Consider the following 11770-nt stretch of genomic DNA (forward strand, 5'->3'; position numbering starts at 1 on the left):
GCCCGGCCCGGTCCCCTCGCGGGCGCCTCCGCTCAGCCGCAGCACCCCCCGCCGCAGCAACCGCCACCGCCACCGCCGCCGGCGGCGGCTGCGGGTGCCGGCGCCGCACCGGCCGCCGCGACACCGCCCACCGCGACCGTGGAGAGCAGCTTCACCGTGTCCTGATGGCCGTCGGGGCAGCTCGCCGGCGCGGCGGACTCGGCCATCGGCCGACTCACCTCGAAGACGTCCCCGCACTCCCGACAGCGAAACTCGTATCTGGGCATAACCGCAGGATAACCGGGCCCCGCCCTCCCTCACCGAGCCTGTGGACAACTCCGCGACCCGCCTCGCACGGGCTCTCCGCACGGGCTCCCCGCACGGGCTCCCCGCGCCGACGCCCGCCCCTCAGCCGACCTGACCCCGCGAGGACCGGATGTCCTGGACCACCGACGCCACCGTTTCCTTGATCGCGTCCAGCTCCACCAGGAACCGCCAGTAGTCCGGATGCCGACCGCCGGCCTCCAACATCTCCAGCGCCCGCTCCAGCCGGACCACCGAGCTGTCCAGCGGCCCCGCGTGCCGGGCATCGGGCGTGCTGCGGCCGGCCATCGCCAGCCGCTGGGCGTCCCGGATCGCGAACCGGACCCGCTCGGTCTCCTTCTCCTGGCTGAACGACACCTCGTTCAGCCGCCGCAACCGCTCGTCGGCGGCGCCCACCCCGTCGTCGGCGGTACTCAACACCGCCCGCGCCGACGACAGCAGCGCCGTGGCGTCCGCCCAACGCTGCTCGTTCCGCGCCCGCTGGGCGTCGGCGAGCTTCGCCTCGGCCTGCCGGGACGCCTCCACGGCCTGCTGCGGCACCCGCTGGAGGTCCTGCCAGCAGGCCGCGCTGAACCGCCGCCGCAGCTCGCTCAGCACCGGATCGACCTTCTGCGCGCGGTTCGCCAGCGCCTGCGCCCGGGTCCGCAGCGAGGCCAGCCGACGGTCCAGCTCGGCCGCCCGCTCCGGCAGCCGCCGTGCCTCCTCGGCGATGGCCTCAGCCTCCCGCTGGACGCGCTCGGCCCGCTGGATCGTCGGCCGTACGCCGTGCTGCCCGGCGCCCTGGTTGAGTAGCGTCAGCTCCGGCCCCAGCTTCGCCAGCCGCTCGGCCAGGCCGTCCGCCTTGAGCCCGGCCGCCCGCACCTCGTCCAGCCCGCGCGTCGCCGCCAGCAGCGCCTGCCGCCCCCGCTCCACGGCCGGCGCCACCTGCGCGAGCTGCCCCTCCGCCTGCTCCAGCAGCCCTCCGATGCTCTCCGCGAAGCGGCGCAGGTCGGCCCGTGTCTGCTCAAGCTGCCCCTTGACCCGGTTCAGGTCCTGGAGGGCCCGCGAGGCCGCCCCCGCGTCGATCCCCTCCCGGTCCAGGTCGTGCGCGTCGACGACACTGATGTAGTCCTGGCTGTTGGCGTCGATCCGCTCCCCGAACGCCGCGAAGTCGGCGGCGGCCCGACGGGCCGGCGGCGAGTTGTCCACGGCCGTGATCGTCTCGATGGAGATCCGCAGATCCCGTTGGGCCGTGTCCAGCTCGTAGAAAGCCGCCGCGGCGGCGTCCTTGGCCGCCTGGGCGTCGGCCCGCAGGCTCTCCGCCCGTCCGCCACCGAAACCCCAGCGCCGCGTGCCGCCCCCGCTCATCGCTGCCCCACAACCCCTCTCCCGTCACCGCAACCGAAGTCGAAGGTCATTCTCCCATCCCGCCGTCACAGCCGGACAGGCCCGGTGCGGTACGCTGTGGACCGCCGTTTCCCACGGGCGCATAGCTCAGCGGTAGAGCGCTTCCCTTACAAGGAAGATGTCACAGGTTCGATCCCTGTTGCGCCCACCCCGCCGGCCGGCAGCCGGCACTCCCACGAGCCCCGCCGACCCATGTTCGGCGGGGCTTGCGACGTCCGGGGCGATCACTTGTCAGAGGCTGCTGCGACACTCACCGACATGACGCCCAACGACCCCAAAGCCGATCTCCACCGCTACCTCACCGCGGCCCGCGAAGCCGTCGTCTGGAAACTCGACGGACTCTCCGAGTACGACATCCGCCGCCCCCTGACGCCCACCGGCACCAACCTCCTCGGCCTCGTCAAGCACCTCGCCACCGTCGAGTTCGGCTACTTCGGCCCGACCTTCGGCCGCCCGCACGGCGAACACCTCCCCTGGGACGAGGAGGGAGCCGAGCCCAACGCGGACATGTGGGCGACTGCCGACGAGTCCCGCGAGGAGATCCTGAGCCTCTACCACCGCGCCCGCGCCCACGCGGACGCCACGATCGACGCCCTACCGCTCGACGCGCCGGGCCACGTCGAATGGTGGGGCGACAACGGACACGTGACACTCCAGCGGATCATGCTGCACATGACGGCCGAGACGAACCGGCACGCCGGCCACGCCGACATCGTCCGCGAGCTGATCGACGGCAGAACCGGTCTACGCCGGAACGCCGACAACATGGCCACCGGCGACGAGGCCTGGTTCCAGAACCACTGGACCCGCCTGGAGACCTCCGCCAAGCAGGCCCAGTCCCCGCAGAACTGAAGCCGTCCGGGCTCCCCGCCCCGCCCGGACTCACGGCAGCGTCCCGAGGATGACAACAAGCAGCAGCCCGGCGACGAGCGCGCAGTAGACCACCTGCGCACCCGACGACTCCTCGATCCGCCGCCGTACTCGCCTTCGGCTCACATCGCTAGGCCCGACACGCACGCGTCGGCGCCTTGTCAGAGGGGCGGCCGCCGGGCGTCGAGTGTGACGGCGAGGCGTGAGGCGGCGATCTCTCCTGAGGTGAGGGCGGCGTTGGTGCTGCCGAAGGAGAAGTAGTCGCCTGCCAGTGCGACGCGGGAGCCTCGGTCGAGACTCCGCACGCCGGCGGTGAGTTCCGCGATGCTGCCGGGGTGGGTGGCCGGAACGCAGGGTCGACAGCGGGAGACGCTGGTCATCTCGATCCGCCGGGCGAGGCCGGGGAAGAGGTCAACCTGTTCGATGTCGTGGAGCGCCCGCGCGGTGACGTCCTCGTCCGGAAGGTCGTACAGCGCCTCACTGGTGTACGTCGGCCAGTACACGGTGATCAGGCCCTTGCCGTCGGGGGCTCTGCCCGGGGCGCGGTTGTGGTCGAGGCAGACACCGAGGCCGCCGGGGTACTCCCGACGGGGAACGAAGATCCACATGGACGATTCCCGGGGGCGGGCCGACAGGCCGAACGACACGTGAAGGCACGTCGAATAGCGCAGCCTGGACAGGAAGGCACGCATCGGGGCGGGCAGGCCGGGCCAGATACGGGCGACCAGTGGTCCTGGAACGGCGATCACGCAGGCCGCCGCCGTCTCCTGTCGTTCGACGCCGTCGTGGTCGGTGAAGCCGACGGTCACGGCGTCCTTGGTCTCCTCGACGGCCGACACCGTGGTGTGGTGCCGGACGTCGAGCTGCCTGGCGAGCCCGCGCGGCAGGAAGGCCATTCCCTGGGGGGAGTTGAAATAGCCGATGCCGAGAGCCGACCTGGCCGCGAGGTACACGTGGGTCATGGAGAGCTCTTCGGGCGGCGCGAAGTAGTAGTTCGTGCTGAGCGGTTCGATCAGGTAGTCGAAGAGCTCCTGGTTCAGCCTTCGGTCGGCGTAGGCGACGCAGGACTCGTCCGCCTCGGGCGCGCGCGTCAGATCCCGGAAGGTGATGCGGTCGCCCATGCGCCGGGTGTCGGCGGCGAGCCGGAGCAGCCGCGTCTTGCTGCGTGCCGACAGCAGCCTCGTGGTGAGCAGGTCGCGCGGGAGTCGCTTGCCGAAGCGGTGTACTTCACCGTCGCGCAGGAAGCCGTAGACGTCGCCGGACGGCCCGACCTCGTGAGCGAGTCCGGCGTCGCGGATCAGTCGTCGCATCTGGTGGTAGCTGTCGGGGAGCATCGCTGCGCCGGTGTCGACGCGGTAGCCGTCGATCTCCTCGGTCCACATCCGGCCGCCGACGTGCGCACTGCGTTCGAGTACCGTCACGTCGTATCCGGCGCGCTGGAGTCGGAAGGCCGCGGAGAGGCCGGCGACACCCGCGCCGATCACCAGGATCTTCTGGGGGCGGCGAGCAGGGTGGTGTGGTGTACGGGATCGGTCCATGTCGACCTCGCTCACTGATCAAGAACGAACGTCCGGGAAGTCGTTTCGGATGTCTGCGTCGCCACGCGGGTCAGGCGAGGAGGTCCCACCACCAGGAGATCGGGGCAGGCGGGCGCGTGACTGTGCGGTTCGGGCGGTGGGTGATGTCGTGCAGTGGGGTGTCCGGTCGCGTCGCTGTGGGGCCGTCGGGGAGTTCGGAGGGCTCTAGGGCGGTGGTGTAGCGGGGGAGGGAGCGCTGCCACTCATAGGTGCCCCGCACCATGTGAGTCAGCTGGTCGGTGTAGCGGTGGAGTTGGGGGTCCCCCTCCTCGTGAAGCCGGGCGGTCATGCGCAGGAAGAAGTCCATGACCACTTCCAGCAGGTCGCGCGCCTGCTCGGTGGCGGCCTGTGCGGTGAGTGACCGCTCGGCGCCGAGGATGTGCACGAGGTTCGACTCCAGGCTTCGCTGGGCCTTTTCGTGTGCGTAGGAAGCCAGGTCGGTGGGGACGGTCAGCAGGATGCCGGCCGCCTGGGTGAGGGCCCGGACATCGGCGCGGACGCGTTCCCGGGCGGGAAGGCACGTTCCTTCGGCGATCTCGATCATGTGCACGCTGCACAGTGATCCGCCGTCCGGGGGCCGGATGAGGAGGTGGTCCTCCACCGAGCGCAGACTGCCGTGGGCCCGGTCGCTGACGCCGCACATCGCGCCGACCACCCAGTGGTAGTGCACCAGGGAGAACAGGTGGGCGAGTTCGGGGTCGGCGCGGTCGTGGACGCGGGTGACGAGGTCGGCGAGCGCGGAGGCGAACGCGTCGAAGGCGGTGTCGCCGGTGGGTGGGGTCTCGGGGTGCAGCGCGCGGACCATCATGCGTGCCGCGAGCGGGTTGAACGTACCGGGCCGGGCCGCGTCGGGGCCGCTGTCGCAGTAGTAGTCGTCGAAGAGCAGGGCCCACACCAGCCAGTCGGAGAGCAACTGCACACCTTCGTCCGTCGCGGTGGGTGCCCATGTGCAGGCGAGGAAGCCGGTGTCCGTGGCGGCCGCCCGGCGCAGTGAACGCTCGTCCAGGCCGTGCTGCTCCAGCCAGGCGTGGGAGCCGGCCTGAACACCGGCGGCTCCGGGCCGGACCACGAGGTCGATCGGGCACCAGAGTGGGGGGATGACGATGCCGCCGGTCACTGCTCCTCCTGGAGGCGGTGGTGTGTGCGAGGTGCGACGCGTCGACTGCGCTGAGCCGCCCCCGTGGGGCGCCGCGTGTATGTCGGGCCGACGCGCCGGGCGCGCGCGAGAGACGGAACCGACGGAGTGACTCCGCCGACCCTGAACTCCGGCCACGGGTGTGGGGAACTGCCTCTGCCCTGCCGGGCAGGCGGTGCGGCACCACACACCGTGAGGGCCGGCCGGGCATGGAGTTCACGGCACCACACCACGCCGAATTCCCGCAAGGCGCGGCGCAACGCGTCCGGACGCATTCCTCCATGCCGTACGCGGCTCGCACGGCGCTCGCAGGCCGCCCACGCGACGCGTGTGCGGGCGCGGGCATGGCGCGACAGGGGGACTCGAGGGCAGGCAACGGCCTCACAGCCGCGACGTCCTGACCGGTGTCCCCAGACGGCCCCCGGTGACCGTCCCGTGGGAGGCGATGCCGTGTTTCGGCTCAGAAGGTGGGGGTGTTGTCGGCTCGGTAGCAGTGGATCCTTTTGGTGAGGCCGCGGGTCTTGCCTTTGGTGCGCGACTTGCCGGTGAAGGTGGCGAGCAGGGAGCTCTCGGCGGCGGTGTCGAGTTCTGCGAGGGGGACGGTGAGGGTGGTCCCCTTCTTGGTGATGTTCTTGCCGGTGCTCAGGTTGGTCACCTGGATCCGGGTGGAGTCCTTCTCACCCGTGATGAACTCTCCGGTCGCGACGAGTTGGCCGTCCCAGACCGCACACGCGGTCCACAGGTCGAACTTCTCCCTGTTGGCTTCCCGGGGGAACGCGGGCTTGACGAAGTAGTCGATGTGGCGGGGCTCGTCGACGCCGACGAGGACCAGGCCCGTTCGGGTCTCTCCGTCCAACGTCGCCGTCAGGACGGAGGCGATTTCCTTGCGTCCGCGGCTGTCCGGGGAGGTGCCCCGCCACAGAGGTTTCCAGTAGATCTCGGCGAGCTGCTCGCCCCGGTTGACGGGGGCCCCAGCACACAGCAGGGAGCGGGCGAGGGTTCGGGCGTGCTGGGCGTCCAGCGGTTCGTCCGGCTGCCTGGTCAGGTCGAAGTAGAGCTGGATCGCGTGGAAGTCGCCCTCGCGCACCAGGTAGTACATCTCTGTGGCGCGCTTCTGGCCGAGGGACATGGTGGCGCGCAGCAGCAGGCCGGACTGGTCGCACTTCGACAGGGGGCCGGACCTCCACCCGTTCCCGGGCGGGCTGAAGCCGGCGTCGTGGGAGCGCAGCGGTTCGGTGACCCCGTCCTTGACCGTGACCGGCCGCCAGGCGGGTCGCTTGCCGTTGAAGCCGGCGACGCGCGGGTTGGAGAGGTCCCGCGGGAGCACGAGCCGCAGGTCCTTTCTGGGCCACGTCTCCCGGGCGTTCCTCGGGGTGTCCGCGGAGGGGTTGAGGAGGAGGGGGAACGCCCCCTGGTAGGTGGCTCGCGACGGGAGCTGCTGGGTCCGGCGGCGGCCTTCGCCGTCCCGCTCCTCGTACTGGAAGATCCGGTTCCGGTAGTTGTCCAGAAGCAGCACCGTGGGTACCTTCGCCGCGCCCAGGGTGCCGGCGAAGAGCACCGTCGGCTGCGGGGCCGCCAGTTGGTTGGAGCGGGCCCGGGCGTCGAACTCCTTGCTGTCGCCGTGCTGCACCGCGTGGGCGCGCATCGCGGCGCGCAGCAGCGCGTCGTCGTCGAGGAGGTCGCCGCGGGAGGGCCAGTCCCGCTCCGGCTCCCCGGCCGGCACCACACGTGGCGCGGTGTCCGCGAACGTCAGATGGTGCCCCTGGGCGCGCTCGCTCACCCACCAGCCGCCGAGGAGTCCGGCGGTGAGGCAGAGCGCCAGCGATGCCGCCATCGTGGTCCGTGGACGTCTGGCCAGCCGCTCGCGTATGCCGCGAAAGGCGCGTATGCCACCGAAACCCACCTGATCCCCCGTCAGTTGTGCGTACTGTGCGCGGACGTCAGCCTAGGCCAGCGGCCCCGGCGCCCTCAGTCCGCATGGCCATGGACAACGGGTGTCCGGCCGACAGGGCCATGGCCGTGAGCTTGCTCGCCGGGCAGGGTTCATGGCCTGGCCGTCGCCAAACACGCCCGAGATCGCAGCATCGCCGCAATCCTGCTCAGGTAGTCCTGGCAGATCCACCAGCAGCTCGGCTACTTCCTGCTGTACGGCTCGTATGAGGCCGACCACGACCTGGTGCTTTCTGCACTGCGGGGGCTACACCGCCCACGTGCCCGGCGAGACTCCCCATGGACGGCATCGCCCTCTCGTTCCGGCCAGGCGCAGGCGATGACCAGTGCGTCTTCACGGGCTGGAGCCCCGCCGCTGACGCCCAGAAGGCGGAGGAACCTGGCGAAAAGCTCTCGCCGGGGTCCCCGCCTCCGAGATCAATCCAATACGCAGTGAGGGCGGAGAATTCCTGGGTGTTCGCGATGTCCGGCACCGTCAGGTAAAGGTGACCTGTTTTCTGTCAGAGCTGGTGGAGAACAGGCGGTGCAGTGTCGCGTCGACGGTGGCGACCTCCCCGGCTTCGATGTCGCCATAGTAGGTGGACACCGGGACGTCCACTTCGTGAGGACTCCCATCGCAAGTGAGGTTGGATACAGTCCCCTTGGCGAGGCGGTTGCGGAGCTGCGCTTTCACGGAGATCACGGAGGGCCGCCTGTCACAGTTGTAAGTGACGTTGACCATGCCTCGGACTGCGTTGAGACCTTCGGTACGCCCAAGGGTGCGGGCGGAGTTGATGGTGATTGCTGCCTCCTGTTGCCCGGCATCAGGGACGGCTGCCGCAGTGGGCAGCGCGGGCACGGCGGAGGCGACCGCGACGACCGCGGCCAGCGTGGCCAGTCGGGCGGCGAGGCTCATGCTCGAGCTCCTTGTGCCTGGGGACTTGCGGGCATCTGCCTGGACGCCCGCACCTACTCGCAGGTTCATGCAGGGATCTCCTTTGCTCAGACCGGGGGCGGCGGCCGACTTTGTCGCCACGTCAGAGGGAAAATCCGTCCCTTGACGGAGAATCGCCTGCAGAGAGCCCAGCTATTCCTGTGGTCACCCGCCTGGCGAAGCACTGTTACCCGTTTGGCGGGCCTGCCCACCACCGGGCATACGGCACCGTTGCCGTGCGTTCCGCCACCGAATGCCCTCACTCGACCGACGAGATCCCGTATCCGGCGTAGCCCACCCGTCGCCCGGAGACGACCACGCGAGCCGAGTCACCTCCTTGTGCCAGGAGCTCTAAGGGGCAACTCGCGGGTGACTTATCCCAGTTCCGCTCCTTCCCGGAAAGTGGACTTGAGGAATCGTTTTTCTGACGTCGAACTCGCGGAGTACCGTGACGTTCGCGCGCCTCGCCGCTGTGGTCGCCGCGTGGTCGCCGACGTGGAGAGGGACGTAGCCGCGCGCCGCGGGCTCCGACGTAGGGCTTCCTGGTGGCGTCGCGTTCACTCGTGTGGCACGCCGGGGTGCTCGTAAGCCTTAGGATCACGCTGAGTTGACGATGTACTGCGCACGGCGGAGGACGAGCCGAGGATGAGCCATCCCACCGCTGGGCCGCTGCGCCACGCGCTCGCGACGCGGGCGCGGGCGGTCGTCGAGACGCGCTGGTTCACCGGCGCGGTGCTGTTCGCGATCCTGGGGAACGCGGTCGTGCTGGGGTTGGAGACGTACTCCGGGCTTTCCGAGCGGTGGCGGGAGTGGCTGCTGCTGGGGGAGGGGTTGTTCCTGGCGGCGTTCACCGTGGAGATCGTTTTACGGGCGGCCGCGTTCGCGGACCGGCCGGCGCGGTTCTTCCGGGACCCGTGGAACGTGTTCGACCTGGTGGTCGTGGTGCTGGCGCATCTGCCGCTGATGCGGGAGAACGCGACGCTGCTCAGACTGCTGCGGCTGGCGCGCGTACTGCGGGCGGCGCGGCTGCTGCCGCAGCTGCGGATCATCCTGGTGGCGATCGCCAAGAGCGTGCCGGGGACGTTCAGTTTCCTGATGGTCGGCGCGCTGCTGCTGTACCTGTACGCGATGCTCGGCTGGATGCTGTACGCGGAGCACGACCCGGACCGGTACGGCTCGCTCGGCCGCGCGCTGCTGACGCTGTTCCTGCTGACGACGCTGGACGGGCTGGGCCCGGTGGTGCACGAGGGCTTGGAGTACTCGCGGTGGAGTGTGCTGTACTACGGCACCTTTGTGCTGCTCGCGTCGTTCGTGCTGGTCAACATGTTGATCGGGGTGGTGATCAACTCACTCGACGAGGCGCGGGCGGTGGAAGCGGGGGAGGCGCGGGAGCCCGGCGAGCCCCGGACTGCCGGGGGTGGGTTCGGGGAGGAGGAGTTGCGGGCGAAGATCGCGGAGGCGCGGCGGGTGCTGGACGAGTTGGAGGCGGGCTTGCGGCGGTGAGCCGCGACGCGTCCCGCGCGCCTGCGGTGGTTCAGCCGGGTTGCGCCGAGGGGTGGCGGCGGAGGAGGTAGGCGGCGACGGAGCCGACTGTGAGCAGGGCGGCTATGGACAGCGCCGTCGTGCCCCAGTTGACGCCGAGGAGCCGGCCGCCGAAGTAGCCGAGGCCGACGCTGTACCCGGCCCAGACGATCGCGGCGAGCGCGGACCAGGGGACGAAGTCGCGGGTGCGGCGGTTGGTGACGCCGGCCACCACGCTCATCACCGAGCGCCCGGCGGGCGCGAAGCGGGCGAGCACCATCAGCGGGCCGCCGCCGGCGGCGAGCACGCCGCCGAGTCGGTGCTGCGCCCTGCGTAGTCGTCTGGAGCGGGAGATGAAGCCGGCGAAGCGGAGGCCGCCGCGTCGGGCGAGCAGGAACGCCGTGAGGTCGCCGAGGACGGACGCGGTGGCCGCGCACAGCAGCAGGAAGAAGAGTTCCGGCAGGTGGGCGCTGGGATGCGGAGGGGAGGCGAGTCCGGTGAGGTCGGCGGCGGTGGTCCCGGCGGCGGCGGTCGCGGCGGTGATCACCAGGAAGCCGCTGGGGAGGAGGGGGAGGAAGACGTCGAGTAGTACGGACACCACGATGAGGACATAGATCCACGGCGCGTAGATCAACGTCCCCAGTGTTTCCAGCACCTTCACTCCCCGGATCGGCTCCGGGTCACGGAGCGATTTACCGCCGTAAGAGTACGCCTCCGTCCCCCACACGGATTGTTCGGGGATGTGGCGGCCGTGGTCGTCGGCGGGTACCCGCGAAAGTTACACCGTTAACCCCGTGGAGACGAAGGAGGAATGCATGACTGGTGTGACCAGGCGGGCGACGGTGGCGTGCGCGGCCTTGGTGGCGGTGCTGGCGACCGCGGCCCCGGTGTCCGCCGGGGAGGACGGGGAGCGTCCGGTCGGCGGGGCCGCCGCGAAGGCGCCGGCGAGCCGGACTGACACGGCGGACGACGGCGAGCACTGGCTGGCGACCGGCGGTCACTTCCAGTCGGCCGACAGGCGGGGCGGGCCCGTGCCGGCGGCGGTCACCTACGACCGGCGGGTACCGGAGGGGGCCGGCGTGACGGTGGCGCAGCGCCTGCACGAGGGGGGCCGGACGTCGGTGCGGCTGTGGGTGGACGGCGTGGAGCCGGGGCGGATCTTCGGCGCGCACGTGCACACGAAGCCGTGCGGGAAGGCCCCGGAGGCCTCGGGCCCGCACTACCAGGACGAGGTCGACCCGGTGCAGCCGTCGGTTGATCCCCGGTACGCCAACCCGGACAACGAGGTGTGGCTGGACTTCAAGGCGGACCGCACCGGGGTCGCGCGGTCGAGTGCGCGGCAGCAGTGGACGTTCCGGCCGGGTGAGGCGCGCTCGGTGGTCATCCACGAGCACGAGACACACATGGGGGAGGGGCACGCGGGCCAGGCCGGTGCGCGGCTGGCGTGCGTGACCGTCCCGTTCCTTCCCGCCCGCTGAGCCGCGCGCCGGGCGGGGCGAACGCCGCGCGCGGGCGACGGGGCGCCTCGCGGAACCCCGCCGCCCGCCCGGACGGCGGCGTCAGCAGCGGTTGAGTATCGACGTCAGGGCGGACTTCTCCGCGCTGTCGACCTTCATCGCGTAGTTGCGCTTGACCCACACCCACGAGCGGGCGTAGACGCACTGGTAGGCGGCGCGGGGGAGCCAGTCGGCCGGGTCCTTGTCACCCTTCGCGCGGTTGGAGCCGGCGGAGACGGCGATGAGCTGGGCGGCGCTGAGGTTGTTGGCGAAGGACTGCCGTTTGGCGGCGGACCAGGTCTGGGCGCCGGAGCGCCACGCCTCGGCGAGCGGCACCAGGTGGTCGATGTCGACCTCCGAGGCGCTGTGCAGCGTCACGCCGTCGAACTGGGAGAACCAGCTGCCGCTGACCGCGCGGCACTGGTCGTCGGTGACGACGTTGGTGCCGTCGCGCTTGAGGACGACTTCGCGGGTGTTGCAGTTGTCGCCCTGGTTGATCCAGTGGGGGAACAGTTTGCGGTCGTAGCCGGTCATCGGGTCCTCGGCGGCGACGGTGAGGCCGGCGAGCATGGTGCGTGCCTCGGCGGCGCTGGGCGGCGTGGGGGGCGCCGCGTGGGCG

Annotated in this window: 11 protein-coding genes and 1 tRNA gene; 4 read left to right on the forward strand and 8 right to left on the reverse strand. The window is 70.9% G+C overall.

Translation table 11 applies throughout. From position 1 onward, the window contains the following. Nucleotides 1-32: 32 nt before the first annotated feature. Together FNX44_RS16770 and FNX44_RS16775 are read right to left on the reverse strand one after the other, a co-directional pair. Nucleotides 33-266: an FmdB family zinc ribbon protein gene (locus FNX44_RS16770; protein WP_143649072.1), complete on the reverse strand. Its 234-nt coding sequence runs from the start codon at nucleotides 264-266 to the stop codon at nucleotides 33-35. 121 nt (nucleotides 267-387) lie between these two features. Next, the gene (locus tag FNX44_RS16775; protein ID WP_143649073.1) at nucleotides 388-1650 is read right to left on the reverse strand and encodes a coiled-coil domain-containing protein; all 1263 of its coding nucleotides are present in this window, start codon (nucleotides 1648-1650) and stop codon (nucleotides 388-390) included. 115 nt (nucleotides 1651-1765) lie between these two features. On the opposite strand from FNX44_RS16775, the gene FNX44_RS16780 reads away from it, so the two are divergent. Beyond that, nucleotides 1766-1837: transfer RNA gene (locus FNX44_RS16780), tRNA-Val, on the forward strand. A gap of 110 nt (nucleotides 1838-1947) precedes the next feature. Further along, a complete protein-coding gene (locus FNX44_RS16785; RefSeq protein WP_143649074.1) occupies nucleotides 1948-2541 on the forward strand; it encodes a DinB family protein in 594 nt (197 codons plus the stop codon). 179 nt (nucleotides 2542-2720) lie between these two features. Here FNX44_RS16785 and FNX44_RS16790 read toward each other — a convergent pair whose 3' ends face one another. From FNX44_RS16790 to FNX44_RS16805, 4 genes are all read right to left on the reverse strand, one after another. Next, nucleotides 2721-4097, reverse strand: coding sequence for a protoporphyrinogen/coproporphyrinogen oxidase (locus FNX44_RS16790; RefSeq protein WP_143649075.1), 1377 nt, complete (start codon nucleotides 4095-4097; stop codon nucleotides 2721-2723). 70 nt (nucleotides 4098-4167) lie between these two features. After that, a complete protein-coding gene (locus FNX44_RS16795) occupies nucleotides 4168-5253 on the reverse strand; it encodes a terpene synthase family protein (RefSeq protein WP_143649076.1) in 1086 nt (361 codons plus the stop codon). A 478-nt stretch (nucleotides 5254-5731) separates the two neighbouring features. Beyond that, nucleotides 5732-7105, reverse strand: coding sequence for a hypothetical protein (locus FNX44_RS16800; protein WP_143649077.1), 1374 nt, complete (start codon nucleotides 7103-7105; stop codon nucleotides 5732-5734). Nucleotides 7106-7696: 591 nt separating this feature from the next. Next, nucleotides 7697-8116: a hypothetical protein gene (locus FNX44_RS16805; RefSeq protein ID WP_143649078.1), complete on the reverse strand. Its 420-nt coding sequence runs from the start codon at nucleotides 8114-8116 to the stop codon at nucleotides 7697-7699. Between the two features lie 663 nt (nucleotides 8117-8779). Between FNX44_RS16805 and FNX44_RS16810 the strand changes: the two genes are divergently transcribed. After that, nucleotides 8780-9637, forward strand: a complete 858-nt coding sequence (locus tag FNX44_RS16810; RefSeq protein ID WP_143649079.1) for an ion transporter — start codon at nucleotides 8780-8782, stop codon at nucleotides 9635-9637. 31 nt (nucleotides 9638-9668) lie between these two features. Here FNX44_RS16810 and FNX44_RS16815 read toward each other — a convergent pair whose 3' ends face one another. Beyond that, a complete protein-coding gene (locus FNX44_RS16815; RefSeq protein ID WP_143649080.1) occupies nucleotides 9669-10310 on the reverse strand; it encodes a DedA family protein in 642 nt (213 codons plus the stop codon). A gap of 160 nt (nucleotides 10311-10470) precedes the next feature. Between FNX44_RS16815 and FNX44_RS16820 the strand changes: the two genes are divergently transcribed. Beyond that, nucleotides 10471-11133: a superoxide dismutase family protein gene (locus FNX44_RS16820; RefSeq protein WP_143649081.1), complete on the forward strand. Its 663-nt coding sequence runs from the start codon at nucleotides 10471-10473 to the stop codon at nucleotides 11131-11133. 81 nt (nucleotides 11134-11214) lie between these two features. Here FNX44_RS16820 and FNX44_RS16825 read toward each other — a convergent pair. Beyond that, nucleotides 11215-11770, reverse strand: a 556-nt coding sequence (locus FNX44_RS16825) for an HNH endonuclease family protein (RefSeq protein WP_143649082.1), incomplete at its 5' end; no start/stop codon positions are given.

The sequence above is a fragment of the Streptomyces alkaliterrae genome (assembly GCF_007097205.2).
Classification (GTDB): domain Bacteria; phylum Actinomycetota; class Actinomycetes; order Streptomycetales; family Streptomycetaceae; genus Streptomyces; species Streptomyces alkaliterrae.

Excerpts from the sequence above, each read along its gene's own strand:
- FNX44_RS16770 (WP_143649072.1), bottom strand. The coding sequence starts at position 266 with ATGCCCAGATACGAGTTTCGCTGTCGGGAGTGCGGGGACGTCTTCGAG.
- FNX44_RS16775 (WP_143649073.1), bottom strand. The coding sequence starts at position 1,650 with ATGAGCGGGGGCGGCACGCGGCGCTGGGGTTTCGGTGGCGGACGGGCG.
- FNX44_RS16785 (WP_143649074.1), top strand. The coding sequence starts at position 1,948 with ATGACGCCCAACGACCCCAAAGCCGATCTCCACCGCTACCTCACCGCG.
- FNX44_RS16790 (WP_143649075.1), bottom strand. The coding sequence starts at position 4,097 with ATGGACCGATCCCGTACACCACACCACCCTGCTCGCCGCCCCCAGAAG.
- FNX44_RS16800 (WP_143649077.1), bottom strand. The coding sequence starts at position 7,105 with ATGGCGGCATCGCTGGCGCTCTGCCTCACCGCCGGACTCCTCGGCGGC.
- FNX44_RS16805 (WP_143649078.1), bottom strand. The coding sequence starts at position 8,116 with ATGAGCCTCGCCGCCCGACTGGCCACGCTGGCCGCGGTCGTCGCGGTC.
- FNX44_RS16810 (WP_143649079.1), top strand. The coding sequence starts at position 8,780 with ATGAGCCATCCCACCGCTGGGCCGCTGCGCCACGCGCTCGCGACGCGG.
- FNX44_RS16820 (WP_143649081.1), top strand. The coding sequence starts at position 10,471 with ATGACTGGTGTGACCAGGCGGGCGACGGTGGCGTGCGCGGCCTTGGTG.